Annotated in this window: 22 protein-coding genes and 1 pseudogene; 8 read left to right on the top strand and 15 right to left on the bottom strand. The window is 49.1% G+C overall.

Translation table 11 applies throughout. From position 1 onward, the window contains the following. Positions 1–7: 7 nt before the first annotated feature. The gene (locus tag HPS54_RS11745; protein WP_049129956.1) at positions 8–358 is read right to left on the bottom strand and encodes a helix-turn-helix domain-containing protein; all 351 of its coding nucleotides are present in this window, start codon (positions 356–358) and stop codon (positions 8–10) included. A 2-nt stretch (positions 359–360) separates the two neighbouring features. Further along, positions 361–717: a helix-turn-helix domain-containing protein gene (locus HPS54_RS11740; RefSeq protein ID WP_049129960.1), complete on the bottom strand. Its 357-nt coding sequence runs from the start codon at positions 715–717 to the stop codon at positions 361–363. A gap of 202 nt (positions 718–919) precedes the next feature. On the opposite strand from HPS54_RS11740, the gene HPS54_RS11735 reads away from it, so the two are divergent. Then, positions 920–1,219 (top strand): helix-turn-helix domain-containing protein, encoded by a 300-nt coding sequence (locus HPS54_RS11735; protein WP_049129955.1) that lies wholly within the window; start codon positions 920–922, stop codon positions 1,217–1,219. A gap of 31 nt (positions 1,220–1,250) precedes the next feature. Then, positions 1,251–1,556 carry a helix-turn-helix domain-containing protein gene (locus HPS54_RS11730; RefSeq protein WP_049129954.1) on the top strand — a complete coding sequence of 102 codons (306 nt, stop codon included), beginning with the start codon at positions 1,251–1,253 and terminating at the stop codon, positions 1,554–1,556. 71 nt (positions 1,557–1,627) lie between these two features. Here HPS54_RS11730 and HPS54_RS11725 read toward each other — a convergent pair whose 3' ends face one another. Together HPS54_RS11725 and HPS54_RS11720 are read right to left on the bottom strand one after the other, a co-directional pair. After that, positions 1,628–1,990 (bottom strand): RhuM protein, encoded by a 363-nt coding sequence (locus HPS54_RS11725; RefSeq protein ID WP_049129953.1) that lies wholly within the window; start codon positions 1,988–1,990, stop codon positions 1,628–1,630. A 12-nt stretch (positions 1,991–2,002) separates the two neighbouring features. Next, positions 2,003–3,238, bottom strand: coding sequence for a site-specific integrase (locus tag HPS54_RS11720; protein ID WP_049129952.1), 1,236 nt, complete (start codon positions 3,236–3,238; stop codon positions 2,003–2,005). A 356-nt stretch (positions 3,239–3,594) separates the two neighbouring features. Here HPS54_RS11720 and HPS54_RS11715 point away from each other — a divergent pair, with 356 nt between their 5' ends. Both HPS54_RS11715 and HPS54_RS11710 read left to right on the top strand, forming a co-directional pair. Beyond that, positions 3,595–4,437 (top strand): DUF3737 family protein, encoded by an 843-nt coding sequence (locus HPS54_RS11715; RefSeq protein WP_172345636.1) that lies wholly within the window; start codon positions 3,595–3,597, stop codon positions 4,435–4,437. A 142-nt stretch (positions 4,438–4,579) separates the two neighbouring features. Continuing rightward, the gene (locus HPS54_RS11710) at positions 4,580–5,752 is read left to right on the top strand and encodes a MalY/PatB family protein (RefSeq protein WP_172345635.1); all 1,173 of its coding nucleotides are present in this window, start codon (positions 4,580–4,582) and stop codon (positions 5,750–5,752) included. A gap of 135 nt (positions 5,753–5,887) precedes the next feature. On the opposite strand, the gene HPS54_RS11705 is transcribed toward HPS54_RS11710, so the two are convergent. The 9 genes from HPS54_RS11705 to HPS54_RS11665 form a co-directional block, all read right to left on the bottom strand. After that, complete coding sequence (locus tag HPS54_RS11705) at positions 5,888–6,742, bottom strand: OmpA family protein (RefSeq protein WP_172345634.1); 855 nt, start codon at positions 6,740–6,742, stop codon at positions 5,888–5,890. Between the two features lie 318 nt (positions 6,743–7,060). Further along, a complete protein-coding gene (locus HPS54_RS11700) occupies positions 7,061–7,291 on the bottom strand; it encodes a hypothetical protein (RefSeq protein ID WP_172345633.1) in 231 nt (76 codons plus the stop codon). Between the two features lie 305 nt (positions 7,292–7,596). Further along, positions 7,597–8,592, bottom strand: a complete 996-nt coding sequence (locus tag HPS54_RS11695) for a M28 family peptidase (RefSeq protein ID WP_172345632.1) — start codon at positions 8,590–8,592, stop codon at positions 7,597–7,599. 95 nt (positions 8,593–8,687) lie between these two features. Next, entirely contained in the window at positions 8,688–9,413 is a 726-nt protein-coding gene (locus HPS54_RS11690; protein ID WP_172345631.1) for a hypothetical protein, read from the bottom strand. A gap of 100 nt (positions 9,414–9,513) precedes the next feature. Continuing rightward, complete coding sequence (locus HPS54_RS11685; protein ID WP_172345630.1) at positions 9,514–11,298, bottom strand: membrane dipeptidase; 1,785 nt, start codon at positions 11,296–11,298, stop codon at positions 9,514–9,516. Positions 11,299–11,301: 3 nt separating this feature from the next. After that, positions 11,302–11,781, bottom strand: coding sequence for an Lrp/AsnC family transcriptional regulator (locus HPS54_RS11680; protein ID WP_172345629.1), 480 nt, complete (start codon positions 11,779–11,781; stop codon positions 11,302–11,304). Between the two features lie 270 nt (positions 11,782–12,051). After that, positions 12,052–12,945 (bottom strand): BamJ family beta-barrel-assembly machinery protein, encoded by an 894-nt coding sequence (locus HPS54_RS11675; RefSeq protein WP_172345628.1) that lies wholly within the window; start codon positions 12,943–12,945, stop codon positions 12,052–12,054. Positions 12,946–12,953: 8 nt separating this feature from the next. Then, positions 12,954–13,826 carry a BamJ family beta-barrel-assembly machinery protein gene (locus tag HPS54_RS11670; protein ID WP_172345627.1) on the bottom strand — a complete coding sequence of 291 codons (873 nt, stop codon included), beginning with the start codon at positions 13,824–13,826 and terminating at the stop codon, positions 12,954–12,956. Positions 13,827–13,923: 97 nt separating this feature from the next. After that, entirely contained in the window at positions 13,924–14,529 is a 606-nt protein-coding gene (locus HPS54_RS11665; RefSeq protein ID WP_172345626.1) for a BamJ family beta-barrel-assembly machinery protein, read from the bottom strand. 240 nt (positions 14,530–14,769) lie between these two features. Between HPS54_RS11665 and HPS54_RS11660 the strand changes: the two genes are divergently transcribed. The 4 genes from HPS54_RS11660 (at position 14,770) to HPS54_RS11645 (ending at position 23,532) form a co-directional block, all read left to right on the top strand. Beyond that, positions 14,770–16,764: a helix-hairpin-helix domain-containing protein gene (locus HPS54_RS11660; protein WP_172345625.1), complete on the top strand. Its 1,995-nt coding sequence runs from the start codon at positions 14,770–14,772 to the stop codon at positions 16,762–16,764. A 193-nt stretch (positions 16,765–16,957) separates the two neighbouring features. After that, positions 16,958–17,917: a YitT family protein gene (locus HPS54_RS11655; protein WP_172345624.1), complete on the top strand. Its 960-nt coding sequence runs from the start codon at positions 16,958–16,960 to the stop codon at positions 17,915–17,917. Positions 17,918–18,085: 168 nt separating this feature from the next. Then, positions 18,086–20,086: an OPT family oligopeptide transporter gene (locus HPS54_RS11650; RefSeq protein ID WP_172345623.1), complete on the top strand. Its 2,001-nt coding sequence runs from the start codon at positions 18,086–18,088 to the stop codon at positions 20,084–20,086. Positions 20,087–20,544: 458 nt separating this feature from the next. Further along, positions 20,545–23,532: a rhamnogalacturonan lyase family protein gene (locus HPS54_RS11645; RefSeq protein ID WP_172345622.1), complete on the top strand. Its 2,988-nt coding sequence runs from the start codon at positions 20,545–20,547 to the stop codon at positions 23,530–23,532. A 136-nt stretch (positions 23,533–23,668) separates the two neighbouring features. Here HPS54_RS11645 and HPS54_RS11640 read toward each other — a convergent pair whose 3' ends face one another. Next, positions 23,669–24,736, bottom strand: coding sequence for a M20 family metallo-hydrolase (locus HPS54_RS11640; RefSeq protein WP_172345621.1), 1,068 nt, complete (start codon positions 24,734–24,736; stop codon positions 23,669–23,671). A gap of 107 nt (positions 24,737–24,843) precedes the next feature. Continuing rightward, positions 24,844–24,956 (bottom strand): annotated as a pseudogene (locus tag HPS54_RS11635) (IS982 family transposase); the annotation flags it as partial.

Here is a 24,956-nt window from a genome sequence, read left to right as displayed (position 1 = left end):
TAATGGGTTATTTATGAAAGAAATTATGGATACGAGCCTTGTAGAAGGCTATATCTTCCTTTTTGAAGTCCTTGATATGGTTGGAAAGGAATGTCAGCACGTCCTCCTCGCTGTAATAGGTCTTCTTCCCCAGTGTCTTGTAGGGCAATGCGCCGACACTGCGATAGCGTTGCAGTGTGCGCTTGCTTATCTGGAGCAGCATGCACAAGTCCTGATTGTCGAAAAGGCGGATGCTTTCCGTGAGTGTGGGCTGTCGTTCCTCCGTTTTCATCGCCAGTAGCAGTTCGTCCTGACGGTCGAGCCGCTCCATCAGTTTCTGCATCCAGCCCTCGAAGATGTTTCGTGTGAGCAGTTCCATAGCTATGTCCTCCTTCCTTTGGGGGAGCCTCCAGTGCGCAGCGTGTGGTTGCGTTTCAGCTCCTGCGGTGTCGCGGCGTCCTCGTTAACGGTACACTCATCAAGCAGGCGGTCAATTTCAGACAGCCGGTAGCGGCATTTGCCGCGAAGCACGACATAGCCGATGCGTTGCTCGCTGCGCATACGCTGGAGAGTGCGTGTACTCACGTTAAGCAGGTGCGCCGCCTCGCGTGTGGTGAGCAACCTGTCGGGCGATGCCGCTCTCTTGTCGCCGGAGACGGCACGGACGTGCGCCGCAATCTCCGCTATCTGTTCCGTCAATGACCGGAAGACGGAACTTTCCATCGTTATCACTTTCATATTCAGTCCTTTCTTTTTGTTTCTGCGGCAAAATTCGGCAATAAACAAAGGGGGCTTTAACAACTCACTACGTGACTCACGTAAGATTTTTACGGAAGATGGCTCCGTAACCCGGTCAAATGGCGCAACAGGCAGCCTTTCAGCGGAAAACGGCACGTGTACGGGGCTGCATCGTTACCTTTGCGGGCAAACCGGTAATTGCATGAATATGGAAATAGTATCTATTGAGAAAAAGACCTTCGAGATGATGGTGGCGGCATTCGGCGCACTTTCGGAGAAGGTCGCCGCCCTGAGGCGCAAAAGCGACACGGGGCGCATGGAAAGATGGCTCACGGGCGAGGAGGTCTGCGGGCAGTTGAGAATAAGTCCGCGCACGTTGCAGACGCTGCGCGACAGGCGGCTTATCGGCTACTCGCAGATAAACCGCAGGTTCTATTACAAGCCGGAGGAGGTGAAGCGGCTGATACCGTTTATTGGCACACTTTATCCGCACGGCAAATGATTTGGTTTATTCACCCACTGAATCCGAAGTTATGATGAATGAGAACGACAACGTTTTTACGATGGAAGACGAGCCGATAGCCTCTGTAATGCAGGATATGCGCAAAGGCTCGAAATGGCTGTCTGCATTTCTGGAGAATTACCGTCCTCCGCTGGACGGGGAACGTTACCTGACGGACGTTGAGGTGGCGGAACTGCTCCGTGTCAGCCGACGCACATTGCAGGAATACCGCAACAACCGCGTGTTGCCTTTCATACTTTTGGGAGGGAAGGTGCTTTACCCGGAAACGGGGCTGCGCGAGGTACTGGAAGCGAACTACCGCAAGCCGCTGGAGTGAGGCGGGCATGAAAAAAACGGGCGACATCTTGAATGGTGTCGCCCGTTTCCTTGTTTTAGGGGTATCTGTAATCAGCAATACCCGGCTTTTCCGTTATGTATGAACATCACGTATGTTTGCCCTTTATCTTGTGAGAGTGCCTTTCCCACCAGCCATGTACGGAACAGGTGGGTGTTGTAGGTATTCACCCGGAAAGCGACCGGAATGATGATTTCAAGGGCGTACACGTCCGCATACAGCCCGTTTTCAAGCTGCATGTAGCGGCACACCTCGTAGTCGTTCAGCACGTCCGACTTGCGGACGGCTTTGATGGCGGCGTTCACTGCCGGGACGGTCGTATGGAACAGTCCGGCTATTTCGGTGGCGGTCATCCACACTTCGTTACCGGTTACGCTGACCGCCTTGTCCTCTATGATGATTATGTCACGCTTCATGGCTTCTCTTTTTTAGATGGTACAACCTGCAAATTCCTCAATGCCGTTCAACCTTGCCGCAAGGATCTCCATGTCTTGATTGAGTTTTTCTTTGGTTATCTTCGCGTAAATCTGCGTCGTCTTTATGCTCTTGTGTCCGAGCATAGAACTGACCGTTTCGATGGGTACGCCGTTGGAGAGAAATACCGTTGTGGCCGCCGTGTGGCGGCTCTGATGCCACGTGATATGCTTGGTGATGCCGCAACGCTTGGCGACGGCACGGATACCGGCAAGGCACGTGTTGTAATGCGGGACGGGAAATATCCTGCCGTTCTCGCACAGTCCACGGTATTTGCCGATTATGCGGTTGGCGATGTCAAGCAGGCGGATGTTGGACACCACGCCCGTTTTCTGGCGGTTGATGTTTATCCACTCGTGTTCATCGAAATAGGTGCGGATATTCTCTTCCGTGAGGTTGCGCATATCCGAGAATGACAATCCGGTGAAAGCGCAGAACAGGTAGAGGTCACGGTACAGTTCCTGTTTGGCGTTTTTCAGTTTGCCCTCCATCAGCAGGCGGATTTCCTCTTTGGTAAGGAAACTGCGTGTCGTTTCCTCCTTCTTGATTTCATACTCGCGGAACGGGTCGCGCGTCAGCCACTCGTTGTTGATGGCGATGAATACCATCGTCCGTAGCGGGCAGACGTACAGCCAGACGGTATTGGTGCAACAGTGCTTGTCCGTGCGCAGGAACATCTCGAAGTCGGAGATGAAAGCCGGGGTAAGCTCTTTCAGGGCGATGTCCTTCACATGGTAGCGAATGTCGAGGAACTCTTGCAGGTGCTTGTAAACGATACGGTACTTTTCCAGTGTGCCTTTGGCTTTCATGCCTGCATCCACCTGTTTCTCATAGTCCTCGTTGTGCTGGCGGAACACCTGCATCAGCGTGTGGTAGCGGTGTTCCAGTCCGAGAAAAGCGTTTTTCACCTTTTCCGCCGTGACGAAGTTGTCACGCTCCATGATTTCCTGATAGTGCCTGTTGATACGTACCCGCATCTTGTCAAGCATACGGTTCGTTTCGAGTGCTGTCGTACTTCTGCCTGTGACACGTCCTCCTTTGGTATCCCACAGCTTCGGATCAACACTCAGCTTGCAACTGAACTGCGTCTGGCTGCCGTCCACCGTGATACGTCCCATGACGGGAACCGTCCCGTCCTTTTTCACTACCTGACGCTTGAGGTAGTAGATTACTGAAAATGTACTCTTCATCGTCCTTAATTTTTTTGATTTCAAAATTAGTTGGCGAAGAGTCCGGTGTCGGTACGCAAAACGGGGAGGAACGACGCAATCTTTTTCCGTAACCTGATTTTTCGCATGAGTTATGGATAACTCACTATTCCTTAGAGCCTTGTTTCGCTATTCGTACCCGTTTGTCGCATTTTCGGGCATGGTTACGAACAAGTAACGTAGCGGCGTCAGGATTTGGCTTCGGCAGGGATTGTAATGGCTTCACGGATTATCGCCACTTCAACCAAAACCCTTGTAACTCAATTCTATCACTATATCTTTCCGCATTTCACTTTTTTGTAGTAACTTTGCAGTGTTAAAAGTAAAAACAAACGTATATGAAGCTTATTAAAGATAAAGAGTTTGAAGGTGAAAGACCTTTATACGGTTCACATGATATCAGAATTGAGAATGTGACGGTACATGCCGGAGAGTCTGCACTGAAAGAATGCAGCAATGTTGAGGCTTGCGGATGTCGTTTTGAAGGCAAATATCCTTTCTGGCATGTCGATGGGTTCAGGATAAGCAACTGTCACTTCACGGAAGGCGCAAGGGCTGCGTTGTGGTATTCCAAGGGGCTTGAAATGAACGACTGTACGGTGGAGGCGCCCAAAATGTTCCGCGATATGGACGGGCTGAAGATAACCGGTGTCACACTTCCTAATGCCGCGGAGACGCTGTGGCACTGCCGTAACATTGAGTTGAAGGACGTGAAGGCGGACAATGCCGACTATATAATGATGCACTGCGAGAATGTGCGCATAGACAATCTTGTGCTCAACGGCAACTATTCTTTCCAGTATACAAAGAACGTGGAGATACATAACTCGGTACTGAACACTAAAGATGCCTTTTGGGAGACGGACAATGTGACGGTGTACGATTCGGTGATAAAGGGCGAATATCTGGGCTGGCACTCGCGCAACCTGCGCCTTGTAAACTGCCACATATCGGGAACGCAGCCGCTGTGCTATGCCGAGAACCTGATAATGGAGAACTGTACCATGGGTGAGGATGCAGATCTGGCGTTCGAATACAGCAGTGTGCATGCCACGATAAAGGGCAATGTGACAAGTGTGAAGAACCCGCTTACGGGGCGTATTGCCGCCACCGGATATGGCGAGATAATACTCGATGAATATAAAAAGGCACCGGGCGACTGTGAGATAGTAACCGTTTAGGGATAAAGTTTGATAGAGACTATAGCTTCTATAGTCTCTATAGCATTTATAGTCTTTTGTCTAATAAGGAGATAAAAGGAGGACTATAGCTTCTATTGGTTCTATAGCTTCTATAGTCTCTATCACAATCGACAAAAAAGCAATGTCATACTTTGATGAAATAATAGATCGCCGCGGCACCAACAGCGTGAAGTGGGACGAGGCAAACGACAGTGATGTGCTGCCCATGTGGGTGGCTGATATGGATTTTCGTACGGCTCCCGTGGTGCGCGAAGCCGTGGAGAAACGTGCACGTCACGGCATTTTCGGATATGTGCATGTGCCGGATGAGTATTATGATGCCGTTATCGAATGGTTCGGTCGCCGTCACGGTTGGCGCATGAAGCGCGACTGGATCATATATACATCGGGCGTTGTGCCGGCAATATCTGCCGTGATAAGGGCTGTGACACGCCCCGGCGACAAAGTGCTCGTACAGACGCCCGTGTACAACTGTTTCTTTTCGTCGATACGCAACAACAGCTGTATTATGGCAGAAAACAAACTTGTATATACGGGCGGTACTTATGTCATAGACTTTGACGATTTTGAGCGCAAGGCGGCAGACCCATCCGTGAAGGCTTTTCTGCTGTGCAATCCGCACAATCCTGCCGGACGCGTGTGGGCGGCAGACGAGCTGAGGCGCATGGGCGAGATATGTCTGCGTTACGGTGTGTTCGTGATTTCGGATGAGATACACTGCGAACTCGTCATGCCGGGATACAAGTATACGCCATTCGCGTCGCTTTCCGATGCTTTCCTGATGAACTCGGCAACGTGCACATCGCCGAGCAAGGCGTTCAACATTGCGGGACTTCAGATTGCCAACATTACTGTTGCAGACGCCGAAATGAGACAGAAGGTGGACAGGGCGATAAACATCAACGAGGTGTGCGATGTCAATCCGTTCGGTGTAGAGGCGCTTATCGCCGCCTACAGTGTCCGGGGAGAAGAATGGCTGAACGGGCTTATAGATTATCTGTACGGTAATTATATATACCTTAGAGATTTTATGTCTGCCGAAATGCCCATGCTCAATGTCGTAAATCTGGAGGGCACTTACCTTGTATGGGTAGATTGTTCGGATCTCGGAATGTCATCGCAACAGATAACCGACAGGCTTCTTGAAACACAGAAACTATGGCTGAACGACGGCTGCATGTACGGCGAATGTGACCGCCCGTTTGTGCGTATAAACATTGCCTGCCCGAGAAAAAGACTTGAAGAGGGGATGAGAAGAATGAAGAATTTTTTAAATAAAGAGCTATCTAATTAAGAATTAAGAGTTAAGAATTAAGAAAATATGCCTTGAAGGGTATTTATAGAACCTATATGACTTATAAGACCTATAAGACTTATATAACCCTTCAAGGCATATTTTCTTAATTCTTAACTCTTAATTCTTAATTTATTAATTTTCCGGAGCCTGCTCGATAAGTTCCATGAACTGGTCGAGCTTTGGAGTGATGATTATCTGTGTGCGGCGGTTGCGCTGCTTGCCCAGTTCGGTGTTGTTGTTTGTTATCGGGTTGTACTCGCCGCGTCCTCCTGCTGTGAGACGTTTTGGATCCACGCCGTAGTGGTTTTGCAGATACTGAACTACGCTCGATGCGCGGAGGCAGGAGAGATCCCAGTTGTTGCGAATGTTCTCGCGCGAGATGGGCACATTATCGGTATTTCCCTCTACAAGTACGTCATAATCCTTGTAGTCCATGATTATTTTCGCTATCTTGCTCAGTGTCTCAGCCGCACGGTCGTTTATCTCATAGCTTCCGCTGCGGTACAGCATGTTGTCGGCGAGCGATATGTATACAACGCCCTTGAGTACCTGTACGTCCACTTCCTTCATCTCTTCCTTGCTCAGCGAGCGTGTGAGGTTGTTGGTGAGCACCATATTGAGAGAGTCGCTCTTGGTCTTCACCTCGACGAGGTGGCGTATATACTGGTTCGATTCGTTTATCTGGTCTACCAGTTTTGATATGTTGAGGTTGTTTGCGCTTGTGTTCGACAAACTCTTGTCGAGCGAGCCTTGCAGTGCGGCGTATGCCCTTTTAGACTCTGCCAACTGTTCTTCGAGACTTGCCACACGAGCATTGCTTGCCGCGAGCTGCGCGTTACTTTCAGCCAGGCGGTCTTTCGTGTCCTGATATTTTCCTGTGAGTTCCTTGTTTTCTGTCTGACAGTTCACAAGGTCTTTCTTGCTTGCACAGCTGCTTATGAGCATACATCCGGCAACAAATGTCACCATTAAAATGTTCTTTTTCATCTTTTTATCATTGTTTTTGTTAATGTTTCGCGTTTATTGCGTATATTCCTTTGACGCTCAAAGAGTTGAAATGTAAATCTGTTTTAAGACATTTTAACCTGCGGACGATAAACTTATCGTTCTTTAACCACAATCATCATAAGAATTTTTTAAAGAAGATAAGGGGAGATAAAAGAAGATATGTGGCTGTGCCACGGGTGATAAAGGACAATAGTCTTGTATTAAACAACAAAACATTTGTCTTTTATCTTCCCTTTATCTCTTTATTTTCACACACCATCTTTATTGTCTTTTCAACCATGATACATCCATCTTATATCAGAATTGGTATATTATTTCGTTCCGTGTAATGGTGGTTGAAATCTTTATTTTCCATGAACCGTATATCTGTCTTATGTTTTGCGGCAGAAGGTTTGTGTCGCGTAGTTTTCTCAGAATTTTCCTCAGCGGTCTGCCCGGATTGGAAATTTCGTCACTTAAGATGCCTGCGCGTTCCAGTTCGCGGTTTGCTTCGATTTCGTCTATTTCTTCTTTACCTTGATTAATCATGTACTTATCAAGGCAAAGAACTGCTGTTTTTATTTTCTCAGTGTCTGTCATAATAAATAATGAGTTAGTGATAATATATTACAAATATACCATTTATTATAACAGATAATCGTCATAATATATAACATTTATTATTGTTTAACACTAAAAAGTGTCGTAAAAACATTCATTTAAAATGCCTCTGTGATTTTTGAATATTCTGTTATGATATGTGAAAGGTGCCCTTTTGACGTCTGAAAGACGGTCTTTTAGAAGCCGAAAGGTGCCCTTTCAACGTGTAAAAGGGCACCTTTCGGAAATATGTTTTATTCTGAAAAAAGTATCTGTGTAACTGTCTGACCTACAGCTTTGAGCACATTACGGTCTATGTGCTCCATGTCATCGTTTACGGTGTGCCACGTAGGACCGAAGTTGCTGCGCTCGCAGTCGGGATAATAGGCGATGATGTCTATCGTGGGTATACCCGTGTTGCGGTTTATTGGTAGGTGGTCGTCGGTCACCATGCCCCCTTCGCTGTCCGGAAACATGCTGCCGTAGCCGGCAGTCTTGGCGGCCTTCCACACCTTTTTTACAATTTCCGGTGCGAAGTGCTTCGACAATCCTTCCTGATAGAAGCGTGCCCCTTCTCCGCCGACCATGTCAAGAAGTATGCCGAAACGTGCCTCATAACCCTCCTTGTGCGGGTTCTTTGACCAATATTGTGCGCCCAGCGCCCATGTTTCTTCGCTGTCGCCGCTGTCTTCCCACTGTGGCGTACCCATGTCTTCGGCATCGAAGCACACAAAGTCTATTCCTATGTTAAGAGCAGTGTCTGCATTTTGTATCAACCGTGCCGTTTCCAACATTACGGCTATGCCGCTTGCCCCATCGTTTGCTCCGAGCACCGGTTTGCGGTGGTTTGCCTTGTCGGGGTCGTTGTCAGCCCACGGACGTGTGTCCCAGTGTGCGCACAGCAGTATGCGTGTTGTCAGTTCCGGCTTGTAGCTCGCTATGATGTTTGTGCATTTCAGCGGTGTGCCGTCATACGCGTTGAGTGTCATTTCCTGTGTGGTGACGCTCATGCCGTACTGTCTGAACTTTTCTTTTATCCACTCTCCGCATTTGTCGTGTGCCTCGCTGTTCATCGTGCGCGGTCCGAAAGCACACTGTGCCTCGCAGAATGCGTATGCGCTGTCGGCGTCGAAACTCACTGCTACGGGCTTTGCCGCCTGTGCCGTGTCTGCTGCCGCCCCTTTCTTGCTGTTGCAGGAGATGAGGCACAGGAGCATGGAGAATATGGTTACGATGTATATTTTTTTCATTGTCTTGTTGTTTTTAATATACTTTTATGATTTTGTTGTAACGGTATGATGTTTTCCGGATAATGCGTCTATATTTTTAAAAGTCTGTGAATATATTATCCGAACAGTTTTGTTTCAATCTTGTTTTTCTTTGATGTGGTTTCGTATAAGTCCATAATATCATCATAATTTATGAATGTAAATCTGTCTTTTTGTAACGAATATACATCTTGTTCAATTGTATGATTAAACTTGTCACGGTGTTTTTCCGGTGCGACAATTATAAAGTCTGTTATGAAACTCTTTAATTGCAGACTACGGTTAAAGGCTCCGTTCAGAGTGCCTATACTGTCTACAACTTCAAAAACGCGTTTAGGAAAGCGATAACCTTTCTTGTTGAACCATATTACATCTATGTGTTTAGCATCTTGTATTATGCCGTTATAAGAGAAAGAAGGAATATTGTCCATTGTCGCTATGTCTTTCAATTTGAGGTTGTCGCGGTATTTTGCAGACGGGTCGGCGGTGTATGTAAGATAATTATTGAAGTTTCCAAGCTCGATACAAATTCCTTCTATGTAAGAGTGCATCCTTATTTTATCGCTTTGTCTGGGTCTTGTTTCTTCCTCATAGCCGGATATGGCATAAATACTGAGTCCTATCTTTTTAAATCTCCTGTTGTTTCTGATCTCCCTGTATAATACTCCACGTATTCCTGCTTCCCATTCTTTTGAAGATTTTGCATCGGGATAGTACTTGCATATATTCCTGTATATAATGTCAAGACTTGCGGTTCCGCCGTTATCTTCCATTACTTTTGCAATTGCTTCGACTTTTGTCATAACATAAATATGTTTTTTATTTATAAGTGTCTTCAGTCTGTATAAAAAATTACAGGAGTATTAACAGTGTATTACATGATATGAGTCTGTTGGGCAATTATCATTCTCTTGCTTGTACAGCCTTCATCACTCTCATCCAGTTTCCGCCCCAAATTTTCTCTATGTCGCCATGACTGTAGCGGCGGCGGAGCAGTTGCATGGTGAAGTTTATCAGTTCGGAGGCGTCTGCAAGTCCGCATATGCCGCCGTCTCCGTCGAAGTCGGTGCCCAGTCCCACGTGGTCTATGCCCATTATGTCTATGGCATGTTCGAGGTGTGCGACGGCGTCGAGGATGTTTGCTTCGCCGTCATCATTGCGCAGGAAACCGTGGTATAGCGTGACGTGCATCACTCCTCCTTTGAGGGCGAGGGCGCGCATTTGGTCGTCGGTGAGGTTTCGCGGCACGTCGCACAGTGCACGACAATTGCTGTGGCTGCACACTATGGGCGCTGTGCTGATGTCGAGAGCGTCGTAAAAACTTTTTTCTCCGGCATGGCTCATGTCCACCATTATGCCGCAACGGTTCATCTCGCGTATCACATCGGCACCGAAACCGCTCACCCCGTTGTGTGTCGCCATGCTGCGTTTTGCACTGTCGCAGATGTCGTTGTCGCCGTTGTGACACAGCGTTATGTATGTAACGCCGCGCCGTGCAAAGTGTTTCACGTTGGCGATGTCGTGTTCAAGGGCTATTCCGTTCTCTATTCCCAAAAGCACGGACTTGCGTCCGGCAGCCTTGTTGGCGGCTATTTCGTCCGGAGTTCGTGCCATTCCGAGATAGAGGGGATTGGCATGAACCGTCTCTTCAATCTTGTCGAAGATTGTTCCGGCGTATGCAGCGGGGCTTTCCACGGCGTATGGCGACACATCGGCAAACGTCTGTCCCTCGGCGGGTTGTGGCAGATAGGCTGCCATTGTCACTGCATCGAGCCGTCCGTCGGTCATCTTGTGCAGGTCTACGAGTATGTCGTTGTCTCGTCTGTCGAAACGTGCCCCCTGCGGAAAGAACATCGGTGTGTCGCAGTGGGTGTCTAATGTGACAATTTGATTGTGCAGTCTTTTTGCCTCTCCGAATGTGGCAGCGTTGTCCACGAGCCACTTGAAAAGCGGCAGCCCTTCGTCTCCGAGCCATTCCGGATGCCACTGCACGCCCATTACGGGCTTGTGCTCGCTGCTCTCCATTGCTTCGGTCGTGCCGTCGGGAGCTGTTGCGGACACGTTGAAATGTCTGCCGCAGATGCCCACCGCCTGATGATGGAATGAGTTTACGTATATCTTTTCACGGTTGAACAAAGAATAGAGAACCGAGTTTTTCTCTATTCTTACGGAGTGGGTAGGTTCGCCACGGTTTTCCGCCTGCTGGCTGTGCTTGATTGCCGGCAGTGGTTTCCCGTCCTGTCTGCGTCCGCTTTCAATATCCTGTATTACCTTTCCGTCCAGTGCCATGGCAAGTGCCTGCATGCCACGGCATATTCCGAGTATCGGTATCTGCCTGTTGAAAGCCAGACGTATGATGAGAAGTTCGGCTAGGTCACGTTCCGCATTTATGCCGTGGAGCTGCGGAACGGGTTCCTCTCCCGCCCATAGCGGATTGAAGTCGGAACCTCCGGAGAGCATCAGTCCGTCTATTCTGTCGAGCGTGCTGATGATTATATCCTTGTCGGCAACCGGCGGTATTATTACCGGGGTGCCTCCGGCTGCCTCTATCTGCCTGTAATACTTGTCGCAAAGACATGTGTTTCCGTCGGCAAAGTTTCCCGTTATGCCTATTACGGGGCGGTGCGTTCCCTCCGGATATCCTGCATATATCTTGTTCAGGTGAGAGTGGATATTGAAAGATTTCATGCCTTAGTTATCCTTGCTGATATTTATTTCGGCTATAGGAATTTCCCTTTTTATGCTTTGTTCGAGCGATATCAGTGTCTCTGTCGCCACAACTCCCGGTATGCTCTGCATCTGGTTGTTGAGCAGATCCATGAGCTGCTCGTTGTCGCGAGCATACAGTTTTACGAGCATGGTGTACGGACCGGTGGTGAAGTGGCATTCCACAATTTCCGGAATGTGTTCCAAGTGTTCCACAACCTGCTTGTACATGTTTCCGCGTTCGAGTGTTATTCCGACGTAGGTGCATGTCGAGAAGCCGAGACTTTTGGGGTTCACGTCAAATCCGCTGCCTGTTATCACACCGTCTTCGGTAAGATGTTGCACGCGCTGGTGTATTGCAGCACGCGACACTCCGCATTCTGCTGCCACGTCCTTGAAAGGTATTCGTGCGTTCTTAGACAGGATGTTGAGGATTTTTTTGTCAAGTTTGTCTATTTTTTCCATTATCTGCTATTTGTTTGTGTTTACTTTTCTTTGTGTAAGTTTCTTGTTGCAAAAATAGCCATATTTGGCGTAATATGCAACATTATGATATTAAAAATGGTTATTTTCACGCATAATGGAAGAGAGGAAAATTAAGAATTAAGAGTTAAGAATTAAGAAAATATGCTTTTGGGAAATACCAATTAGTCTGATAGGTCTAATTAACCTAATAAGACTAATACACCGCCCAAGGCATATTTTCTTAATTCTTAACTCTTAATTCTTAATTAATTATTTCACTTCAATAAGTTCAACCTTGAATATCAGCGCGCTGTAAGGCTTTATGAGATTGCCTGCCGGACGTTCGCCGTAGCCGAGATTGTAGGGTATGTACAGTTCCCATGTGCTGCCTGCGGGCATCATTGTCAGTGCTTCGGTCCATCCTTTGATGACTTGGTTGGCGCGGAACGTGCTTGTCTGGGGATTGCGTTTGTAGCTGCTGTCGAATACAGTGCCGTCCACGAGGCGTCCTTCGTATTTTACGATAACCTCGTCTGTTTCTTTCGGAGTTTTTCCGGTGCCTTGTGTCAGCACCTTGTATTGCAGTCCGCTTGCCGTAGTCTTCACTCCTTCTTTCGTCTTGTTTTCTGCCAGGAATTTCTCGCCGGTCTTACGATTGCCCTCGTTCATGCGGCTGAGGTTTGCTTTCACTTCATTGTCGAAGTATGTTTTTGCCGTCGAGTCAGCCATTACGGAACTGTCTTTTTTCAGTGCGGCGATAAATCCTTTGTGGAAAAGGCTGCTGTTTATGGAGTCGTTGTTGCCTTTGAACTCGTCGCGTAAAAACGGTATCATGCGCGAGTTCACCATTATGGCTATCTGCTCTCCGGCGCTGTACGCTTTCAGTCTGTCGTCCGTGTTCTGTTTTATGGCGTCTTCATATCCGCAGATGAAGTCGGCGATATGTGTGCCGTCAACTCCGAACTGTTGTTTCAGATATTCCATAAGACCTTCCGTGCGTGCCATGCCGGCTGCATAGCTCAGAGTGTCGGAGGCATTCTTTAGTTCTACGGTTTCGATAACCTTAACGTTTTTCTTTTCCTTTTTATCTTTCTTTGCGGCGTCTGCCGTATTCAAAGAAGCACCCGCCAAGAAGGCGAGTGCTATTAATATATATCTTCTCATATAATGTGTTATTTCTCTATTCCGAGCAGTTCTATCTTGAATATAAGTGTAGAGAACGGCTTGATGTCGCCCATCTCACGCTCGTTGTATGCCTGGTCGGCAGGTATCACCACTTCCCATGTACTTCCTACGGGCATGTGTGTCAGTGCTGTTGTCCATCCCTTTATCACCTGGTTGGCACGCATTGTCATCGGCTGTTTGCGCTGGTAGCTGCTGTCGAACACCTTTCCTTCTATCGTCTTGCCTTCGTAGTTAACCTTTACGTTTGATGTATCTTTGGGCAGATCGCCTGTTCCTTCCTTTATAACACGGTATTTCACGCCGCCCTCAAGAGTCTTCCAACCGTCTTTTTCGGTAAGTTTCTTAAGATATTCGGCACCCTTTTTCTTGTTAGGTCCGTACTGCTTTTCCATTTCCTTTGCCTTGATTGCCTGCATCTTTACCTGTGCTGTCATCTGTGCCTGCTCTACGGTCATAAGTCCGTTTTTACCCGTTGTACCACTGATGAAGCCTGCCATGAAGTTCTTTAGCGAAATGGTCTTTGTAGAGTCGTTGCCAAACAGTTCGTGATTGATACCCTTCACCATTTGGTTTGAAATCTGCTGACCTATCTGTATGCCGGCATAATAAGCAGCCTTCTTCTTGTCGTCACCTGAGTTTGCGCCCTCGTTCAGACCCTTGAAGAACTCGTCCATGTAGGCGGTGTCAACTCCCATTCCTCTTACTAAATAGTCTTTCAGACCTTGTGTCTGTGCCATACCTATTGCATAGCTCAAGCTGTCAACGTCGTTTTTGAGGTCTGCCTTCGGTGTGGAGTTGCCGCACGATGTGATTGCGGCAGTTGCGATAGCCAGTGAGGCTACGATTGTAAGTTTTTTCATCTTTATGTTTTAATTGTTTGTTGTTGTCGTTTTATGTGACGTTACGTCTTCTCTTATACCTTATTATATAATGTATGTATATACTTTTTCGTAGTTTTTACACCACGGCGATCAGCTCGACGTCAAATATAAGAGCTGCGTAAGGAGGAATGGAAGCACCTGCGCCGCTTGCTCCGTAAGCCAGCATGTAAGGTATGAAGAAACGATATTTTGCACCCTCCTGCATCAGTTGCAGTCCTTCCGTCCATCCTGCAATTACCTGCTGTAGTCCGAACGTTGCCGGTTCACCGCGCTGCACGCTGCTGTCGAATACTGTTCCGTCTATCAGGAAACCCTCGTAATGACATTTGACCTTGTCGGTTGCCTTGGGCTTCTTGCCCTCACCTTCTTTCAGAACCATATACTGCAGTCCGCTCGGAAGTGTCGTAACGCCCTCTTTCTTTGCGTTGTCAGTCAGGAATTTCTCGCCTTCTTCCTTTGCCGCCTTTCCCTTTTCAGCTCTTTCAGCGTTAAGTTTCTCTTCCTGTTTCTTGAAAAAGTCCTGAACTATTGTCTGCGCTTCACGGTGTGACACCTTAAGTTCATTACCTGCGATAACGTCCTTTATGGCAGCTCCGAAATCCTCTATGTTGAGATTGTCCGCACCCATCTGTGCCAACTGTTGACCGATACCCAGTCCTAAAGCGTAACTTAGTTTATCCATTTCTTTACCTTATATATTATGATATTAATAATTAATTATAATCGTGCAAAGTTACTATTTTTATCCGATTATATCCTTTTTTGCCTTAAATTTAAGTGTTTTTCGCATAATGGAGAATATTTGTTCGTTTTAATGACTATCTTTGTCACCATTAACGTGCATGCGTGAGCGGCGGTTTAAGACAGTGCCTTATGTCTCCGTTACAGGCATAGACAAATAGAACTTTAAATGTATGAAATCATGAGACGGCTTTTTCTGTCCGCCATGATATCTGTTTTTGCATTATGTGCCGCCGCCCAAGGACATCATGAGTGGGAAGGGCTGTTGTATCAGGTGGTCGAAACGGAAGATATCGAGGCAGACGCATGGGATGCCATGACGGATGCGCTTGCCGATCTGGAACAAAATCCTATAAACATAAACACCGCTACGCGCGACGATCTGGCACAGATTCCGTTTCTTACAGACAGGGAGATTGAGGCAATATGTGCCTATATCCATGTGCACGGAGCCATGAAGACAACCGGCGAACTGGCAATGACAGGAATTATCGGAAGAGACAAATGCCGTCTTCTTCCGTTCTTTTTATATGCCGGCGAACAGGAAAAGAAACTGTTTCCGGACCTTGGCACGATACTTTCCAAAGGCAGGCACAGCGTTATCGCAACCGCCAAGGTGCCGCTCTACAGTCGCCGAGGTGACAGGGACGGATATCTCGGATACAAGTACAGGCATGATGTGAGATATTCGTTCAATTTTTCCGACCGTGTGAAAGCTGGTATCGTAGGTGCTCAGGATGCCGGCGAACCGTTCTTTGCAGGCAGAAACAGAATGGGATATGATTACTATTCGTTTTACCTTATGATAAGGAAAATGGGATGTCTCAAGGCACTTGCCGTGGGCAGATACCGCATAGGACTGGGCATGGGGCTTGTGGTCAACGGCAATTTCAGTCTTGGAAAGACATCTGCGCTTGCCTCTCTCGGCAGAATGGACAATGTCATACGTGTCCATTCGTCGCGTTCCGATGGCAATTATCTGCAGGGAGCGGCGGCAACGGTGGAGGTGGCGAATGGACTGGACCTGACGGCGTTTGTGTCGTATAGGGACATTGACGCCACGCTTAACAGCGACAAGGAAACCGTTTCCACTATTGTCAAGACCGGATATCACCGCACACAGACCGAAATGGACAAGAAGAACAACACGTCGCAGACGCTTTTCGGTGGGAACATACATTATTTCAAGAGCGGTTTTCATGCCGGTGCAACCGCTGTATATACATCGCTTGACAGGGAACTTAAGCCCAAGACATCCCAGATATACCGCCGTCATTATGCAGCAGGCAGACGTTTTTGGAACGTCAGTGCGGAATACGGATACACGGGGCACCGTCTTTCGGTGCGCGGAGAGACGGCAACGGGCGGTTGTCATGCCGTCGCCACGGCAAACACTGTTTCGTTCGGCGTGCTGCCCGAGCTTGATATCATGCTTCTTCAGCGCTTTTATTCGTTCAGATATTATTCTCTTTTCTCCCGCGGTTTCAGCGAGGGCGGTGCCGTGCAGAATGAGAGCGGCGTATATGCCGGTGCCGACTGGCGTCCTGTGTCTCGCCTGCATGTCACGGCATACGTGGACTTTGCACGTTTTGCATGGCCCAAATATCGGGCGTCGGACACTTCGCAGGCTTCAGACAATTTTGTTTCGGCAACTTACACAGCGGGCAGCTGGACTTTTTCTTCACGCTACCGGTTGAAGATAAGACAGTATGACAATGAGGAAAAGACATCCATCATTAACAAGACGGAACATCGCATGAGGGCTTCCGTCCGATATGAGGGGGCACAGTGGAGCATGAGAACTCAGGCAGACTTTGTCAGTTCGAGTTACAAGAAGTCGAGCCGCGGGTGGATGATAAGCCACGATGTAAAGTGCAGTCCTGTGCGGTGGCTTATGGTGGATGCATCTGCAAGTATCTTTGATACTGACGATTACGACAGTCGCGTGTATGCTTATGAGCACGGCATGCTGTATTCCGTATACTTTCCCGCGTTCTACGGCAGAGGCATACGCTATGCTCTTTTTGCCAATGCCGATATATCACGCTTGCTGACGGTTTCCGCCAAGTTAGGCACCACCGACTATTTCGACCGCGATCACATAGGGAGCGGAATGCAGCAGACAGACCGTTCGTCTGTAACGGACGTGGAGGTGCAGGCGAGGATAAAGTTCTGAGATTAATTAAGAATTAAGAGTTAAGAATGAAGAATTTGCTGCCGCTGTTCATCAATTAGGCTGATTGGACTAATAAGACTAATAAGTCGAATAAGATCTATAAGTCGCCCCGCGTCAGCAAATTCTTCATTCTTCATTCATCATTCTTCATTTAAAACCTTTATCTTTGCATCAAACAAAACAACATACGGCTTTGAAAACATTTATTTCAAACAGGGGTGCGCTGCTAAAAGAGGCACGTGACTATGTCATGATAACCATCGCAATGGTGTCATACTGTATTGGTTGGACTATATTCTTGCTGCCCAACAACATCACGACCGGAGGTCTTGCCGGTATAGCGTCTATCATTTTCTGGAGCACTGACATTCCGGTGCAGTATTCTTACTTTACTATAAATGCCTTGCTGATGCTCTTCGCGCTGCGCATACTCGGTCTTAAGTTCTGTATAAAGACCATTTATGGCATCGTGACGCTGACGCTTTTACTCTCGGTGGTGCGAAGTGCCACAGTGGGCATACACCTGCTTAAGGACCAGCCGTTCATGGCGGCTGTAATCGGTTCGTGCTTTTGCGGAGCCGGTGTCGGCATCGGACTGTCCTCCAACGGCAGCACGGGAGGTACCGATATCGTGGCGGCGATAATAAACAAGTATTACGAAGTGTCGTTGGGACGCATCATCCTTATATGCGACATCCTTATCATCACGTCGAGCTACTTTGTTCTTAAAGACTGGGAAATGGTCATCTACGGATATGTGGTGCTCATCATCACCGCCTATTGTATAGACCAGGTGGTTAACTCCATGCGCCGTTCGGTGCAGTTCTTCATCATCTCGGACAAGTACGAAGAGATAGGACGGCGCATAAACCACAATCCTCACCGCGGCTGTACGGTGATAGATGCCCACGGTTTCTATTCCGGAAGAGAGGTCAAGATGCTTTTCGTCCTTGCCAAGAAAAGGGAGTCACAGATAATCTTCCGCCTCATAAACGAGGTTGACCCGGCAGCGTTTGTAAGTCAAAGTGCCGTCATCGGCGTTTACGGCGAAGGCTTCGACCGTTTCAAGGTGCACGGTCCGCAGGCAAGCAGTGTGGCATCGAAACTGCGCAAGGCTGTGACCAATAAGGACAACAAGGATTGTAGGATGTAGTTACAGGAAGGAGATAGAAGAAAATATGTGGCTTGCGCCACAGGAGATAGAGGACGATATTCTTGTTATAAACAACAAAGCATACGTCCTCTATCTTCCCGATACCTCCCCAATATCTCCCCTTATCTCCTCCATCACTCACGATATAAAATATAAAACTCGATAAAAATGGAAACAAACAACAACGTGAATTTACCTGAAAACGCATTCAGGGAACTGAAAGAAGGCGAAAAGTACGAGCCGGTGATGAACCCGGGTAAGCCCTGCACCGAAGTAAACGGATGGTCGGTTACGTGGGGTGTTGTCATGACAATGCTCTTTTCTGCCGCCGCAGCCTATCTCGGGCTGAAGGTTGGTCAGGTCTTCGAGGCAGCCATACCCATTGCCATAATAGCCGTCGGGGTGTCTACGGCAGCAAAGCGCAAGAACGCTCTTGGCGAGAATGTCATCATACAGAGCATCGGCGCATGCTCGGGTGCCATCGTGGCGGGCGCCATTTTCACTTTGCCTGCCATTTACATATTGCAGGCAAAGTATGGCAGTGAGATGACGGCGTCGTTCTTCCAGATATTCATGAGTTCGGCTTTGGGCGGCATCATAGGCATATTGTTCCTCATACCGTTCCGCAAGTACTTCGTGAGTGACATGCACGGCAAGTTCCCCTTCCCCGAGGCGACGGCAACGACACAGGTGCTCGTGAGCGGTGCCAAGGGCGGCAATCAGGCAAAACCACTGCTGCTTGCCGGTCTTGTGGGTGGACTTTACGACTTCATCGTTGCCACGATGGGCTGGTGGAACGAGAACTTCACCACCCGTGTGATAGGTCTCGGCGAGACGCTTGCCGACAAGGCTAAACTCGTTTTCAAGGTGAACACCGGTGCGGCTGTACTCGGTCTCGGATATATCGTTGGACTCAAATACGCGCTTATAATATGTCTCGGCTCACTGTTCGTGTGGTGGCTCGTCGTGCCCGGCATGGCGATAATATTCTCCGGAGACGTTCTTGACATGTGGGATCCTGCTATCACCAAGGCTGTAGGCGCCATGAGCCCCGAAGAAATATTCCGTGCCTACGGCAAGAGTATAGGTATCGGTGCGATAGCTATGGCGGGTATCATCGGCATAATAAAGTCGTGGAAAATCGTGGTGCTCAGTATCAAGCGTCTTGCAGGCGGCGGTAAGGAAGGCACGGCAACCGGAACAAAAGCCGACAAGGAGACACTGCGCACCCAGCGCGACATCTCGTTCAAGATAATAGGCATAGGTTCGGTTGTCACTATACTCATCACGTTTGTGTTCTTCCTTTTCGGCGTGATGAACGGCAATCTGCTCTTTGCTGTCGTGGGCATAGTCCTCGTGGCGCTCATAGCTTTCCTTTTCACCACCGTGGCCGCCAATGCCATAGCCATAGTAGGCTCCAATCCGGTGTCGGGTATGACGCTTATGACACTGATACTTGCCTCCGTGGTAATGGTGGCTGTGGGTCTTAACGGCACGGGAGGCATGCTTGCCGCACTGATAATGGGCGGTGTGGTGTGTACGGCGCTGTCCATGGCAGGCTCGTTCATCACCGACCTTAAGATAGGATACTGGCTCGGTTCCACTCCCCGCAAGCAGGAGCAGTGGAAGTTCCTCGGCACTCTGGTGTCTGCCGTTACCGTTGGCGGTGTCATGATGCTGCTCAATGAGACATACGGATTTGCGAGCGGGCAGCTCGCCGCACCGCAGGCAAACGCCATGGCTGCCGTGATAGACCCGATGATGAACGGCGTGGAGGCTCCGTGGGTGCTCTATGCCATAGGTGCGGTGATTGCCGTTGTGCTGACGTTCTTCAACGTGCCCGCCCTTGCTTTCGCCCTCGGCATGTTCATACCCATAGAGCTTAACATACCGCTGATAGTGGGCGGAGCCATAAACTGGTATGTAACCACGCGCAGCAAGGATGCCGGCGTGAACAAGGAGCGCGGCGAGAAGGGAACCTTGATAGCCAGCGGTTTCATTGCAGGAGGTGCCCTCATGGGTGTGCTCAGCGCGCTGTTACGCTTCGGCGGACTTAACCTTGTGAGCGAAGAGTGGCTTACCAATCCTCTATCGGAGATATTGTCGCTCGTGGCATATATACTTCTTATCGCATACTTCATAAAGGCAACGGAGACTAAGAAGGCGTAAGCCTTTCGTAGATTCATGGATATTACAGGGCGTTCCGGAACACACTTACATGTTCAGGAACGCCTTTTTTCTGTTTACACGCTTGCTTGAAACCAAATCCAAATCATCGTTTTTTCTTGTCAATCGTACCAATGTTAACGTGACTTTGCAGGGTATACCGACATTTTTTTCAATATTATCCCGCCCTCCATGTAATAAATAATACAGCCGTCTGTAACATCCTGGGTTTCATGATGATACCTTTTAGATTCCGAAAGGCGGCATTTCTGCTTCTAAAAGGTGGCATTTCGCGTCGTAAAAGGCGGCATATTGCAGGGCGGTTTGTCGTCGGTGTGGAGAATAAGGCATACGTCATGGTTTTTATAATATGTGTAAGTTTCAAGGTAAAAAAGGAAAATACGGTTTATAAACGTAAATAATATACATAAAGAATTTACAGAACAAAATAATAGCGAAAGATGAAAAAACTGTTTTTATCATGTCTTATGCTTGCGGCATCGTGGTCGGCGGGCATGGCGCAGCAGGCGGAATATCTCGACCGCGGTGTTGTTGCCGTCAAGACAACGGGAGGAGTGTATGTTTCGTGGCGCAGCCTTAACACGGATAACAAGGCGCTGACGTTCGATGTGTACCGCGACGGGGTGAAGGTGAACACCGCCCCCGTGGCACAGAGCACCAACTTCAAGGATGCCGGCGGAACGGAAAGTTCAAAGTATGTAGTGAAAGCCGTGCTCGGCAGCACCGTGCAGGAGTCGTCGAAGGAGACTGCGGTGTGGGCAGGCGGATACAAGCGTCTGCACCTCGACCGTCCGGCAGGAGGAACCACGCCGGCAGGCGAGGCATATACCTATTCGCCGAATGATTGCTCGGTGGGAGACATAGACGGTGACGGCGAATATGAGATATTCGTGAAGTGGGACCCGTCCAACTCGCACGACAACTCGGAGAACGGATACACCGGCAATGTATATATCGACTGTTACAAGCTTGACGGCACAAAGATGTGGCGCATAGATCTGGGACGCAACATACGTGCCGGTGCTCACTATACGCAGTTCATGGTATACGATTTCGACGGCGACGGCAAGGCGGAAATGGCATGCAAGACAGCTCCGGGAACAATCGACGGACAAGGTAAGGCGGTGCTTATGGGCACGGACAAGGTGACCGATGATTATCGCGGTACGTCCGGTTCGCATACTACGGGTACGGTGCTTTCCGGTCCGGAATATCTCACGATGTTCAACGGACAGACAGGTGCCGAGATAACAACCGTCAGCTATGTGCCTCTGCGCAACGTGCGTACAAACTCGCAGTGGGGCGACTCATACGGAGGACGTTCCGAACGCTATCTTGCCTGCGTGGCATATCTCGACGGCATGAAACCCAGTCTTGTGATGTGTCGCGGATATTACACCGCCTCATATCTCTGTGCCTGGGACTTTGACGGAAAGGATCTCAAGCAGCGTTGGCTGCATAAGTCGGAGACAAAGGGACAGGGCGCATACGGTGAGGGAGCGCACTCGCTAACCGTAGGCGACGTTGACGGCGACGGCTGTGATGAGATAGTATACGGTGCGGCATGTATAGACCACGACGGTTCGCTGCTCTACCGCACGGGCGGAGGGCACGGCGATGCTCTTCATCTCGGCGACTTCGACCCCGACCGCGAGGGGCTGGAGGTGTTCATGGTGCACGAGGAAAAGGGCAGCGCGTACAAGTACGACTCGGAGTTCCGCGATGCCAAGACAGGCGAAATAATATGGTGCACCAAGCAGAGCGGCAATGACATAGGACGGGGACTGGTAGGCGACATAAGTCCGAATTGGCGCGGATACGAGATATGGCCCGGTTCGTATTACGTGAACGGTACAAACGTAAATGCCACATTCGACTGCAAGGGCAACCTGCTCTTGAACAAGCGTGCGTCGACAAACTTCCGTATCTATTGGGACGGAGACCTGCAGGACGAGCTGTTCGACGGGCGTTACAACAAGGACACACAGGTGTCTGCCCCCGAGATAACCAAGCGTAAGGCAGATCTTACAGATGATGCGCAGAAGTGGCTGTTTAACAAGTACGACAACGCACAGAGCTGCAACACAACCAAGGCTACTCCGAACCTCATTGCCGACATTCTCGGCGACTGGCGCGAGGAGCTGATATTGTGGGACGGCAACACATCGTCGGACCTGCTTATCTTCACCACCGACATAGAGACAAAATACAAAGTGCCCTGCCTGATGCAGGATCACAACTACCGCATGGCGATAGCATGGCAGAACGTGGCATACAACCAGCCGCCGCACCTCGGCTATTATCTTGAGGACGCATTCTCCACAGACGCGAAGATAAAGAACCTGAGCGGAGCGCAGACACAGGTGGTGGAACTGGGCGAGGCGATAGAGACAATCGTATATGAGTATGACAGGGCGACCGGTGCAACCGTAACGGGACTGCCCGAGGGTGTGACCGCAAGTGTAAACACTACGGACAAAACCGTTACCATAAGCGGAACGCCTGCCGCAACGGGCACATATAAATATAATGTGTCTACCACGGGAGGCGAGACCGTGGCAACGACGGAGGGCACGATAACCGTGCGTGACAAGATTGAATTGACGCCGCTGGCGTATTATCCTTTCGACGAGGTAGGCACGTCCACAGTGAATACGGTCTACGGACAGGCTGTGGCGACAGGTACACCCGCGCAGGCAGAAGGCAAGAAGAACGGCGGCGTGAGCCTTGACGGCGCTTCGTATTACACACAGGAGGCATATGAAAAGATACAGCTCGGCACAAAGGACTTCACTATAGAAATGTGGTTCAAGTCTACGGACGATGCCGCATACCTGTTGCACAAAGGCAGTATGGCTGCAAATGCCGGGACGGGCGCCACAGGCAAGTGGTTCGGAATAGAGTTCAAGGGCGGAAATCTTAAGTTTGCCATCGACGACAACGTTGCCAAGAGTGAGGCTTCTGCCCCTGCATCGGCATACTTTAACGGTGAGTGGAATCATCTTGTATGTGTGCGCGACGGTTATACCAAGACTCTCAAGATGTACATCAACGGCGTATTGGTGGCAGAGTCGGCAGACAATACCGGTGACATTTCCGACAACAATGAACTGTTCGTAATAGGTAACGTTAACGTAAACTTCAACAATATGTTTGCCGGTGTAATGGACGAACTGACAATCTATGAGGGTGCTATGAACGCAAAGAAGGTTGCCGAGCGTTACAACAGTCTCTCCACGGGCATAGGCAGTACGGTGACGGCACGTCCCGCCAGGCTCACGGTAGTATCCGCCACGACCGGAATGGTTGTAAGGACAGGTGTCGGTGCGACCGAGAACGTCACCGCCGGGCTTCCTGCCGGATATTATATACTGCTGAGTGACAATGGCAAGGAGAGGGAAATCAGGAAGTTGGTAATTAAGAATTAAGAGCGAGGGGAATTAAGAATTAAGAGGTAAGAATTAAGAAAATATGCCTTGGGCGGTGTATAAGCCTTATAGGTCTTATAAGTCCTATAGGTCCTATAGATATCCGCCCAAGGCATATTTTCTTAATTCTTACCTCTTAATTCTTAATTAAATTACCGTCCAGCAGCCTTATATAAGTTTTTATGGCCTCGTCTATCTCGCTTATACATATATATTCGTCGGCTGCATGAGAGCGCGACGAGTCGCCCGGTCCCAATTTGAACGACGGGAAAGACATGAGCGCCTGGTCGGACAGGGTGGGTGAACCGAACGGTTGCATACCCATTTCCACGCAGCGGCGTACAAGGGGGTGACTCTTGTCTATGTGTGATGACGACAGTCGGAAAGAGCGTGCCTTTACCTCGCTGTCCAAACAACTGCATATTATCTCGTATACTTCTTCGTTCGTATAGTGTTCGTTTGTGCGCACGTCGGCAACGGCAGTGCAAATGTCGGGCACTACGTTGTGCTGCGTTCCGGCGTTTATACATGTCACGTTGACGATTGTATCGCCGAGAAACTCGCTCTTGCGGTCGAACTGCAGGCGGCGCAGGCGGTCTATGTCGTCCGTCATCTTATATATGGCATTTATCCCTTCGCGCCGTGCGGCGTGTCCCGACTTGCCATGCGCGGTGATGTCGAGCACCATCAGTCCTTTTTCTGCCACTGCCGGCTGCATGCCCGTCGGCTCGCCCACTATCGCCACGTCGGGGCGGGGGATGAGCGGAAGGGCGCGTACTATGCCGTCCGCACCGGACACTTCCTCCTCTGCCGAGGCAAGGAACACGGTGTTGTACGCTTGTCGCCGTGACGTTATCACTCTGAAAGCCTGTAGCAACGATACCAGTCCGCCGCCGCAGTCGTTGCTGCCAAGTCCGTACAGGCGGTCGCCTTCGATTGTCGGTTGCAGCGGGTTTCTTGTCCATGATGCCACGGGTTTGACGGTGTCTATGTGGGCGTTGAGCAGAAGCGTGGGACGTTGCGGGGAGAAACCGGCTCCTATTGCCCACACGTTGTTGCCTGTACGTTGCGGCTCCAAACCGTAGTCCTCCATCTTCCTTTCAAGCAGTGTCGCCGCTTCGTCCTCGTTGCGGCTTACCGACGGTGTCTCTATGAGCGACATGAGGAGAGTTATTGCCTCGGCGGTGTATTCGTGATGTTTCATATAGTGCTAACGGTTACGTACTTATGTGTTTTATAACACTTGCAAAGTTAACGCTTTTTTAAGTAAAACTGATTATTTTATTTTGTATTTACCACCTGTTGGCGGAATTAATTTAATGCATACTTAATTCTGCCAATGGGCTTGTCGTTAATGAAGTTTACGTATTGCAGAATGGTAAGTGCACTAATTTTGCCAATGATTCTGGCAAACAAACCATTCG

The organism is Xylanibacter caecicola (assembly GCF_013166515.1).
GTDB lineage: Bacteria > Bacteroidota > Bacteroidia > Bacteroidales > Bacteroidaceae > Prevotella > Prevotella caecicola.
Note: the sequence above shows the minus strand (reverse complement) of the source record. Positions and strands in the feature narration are given on the sequence as shown.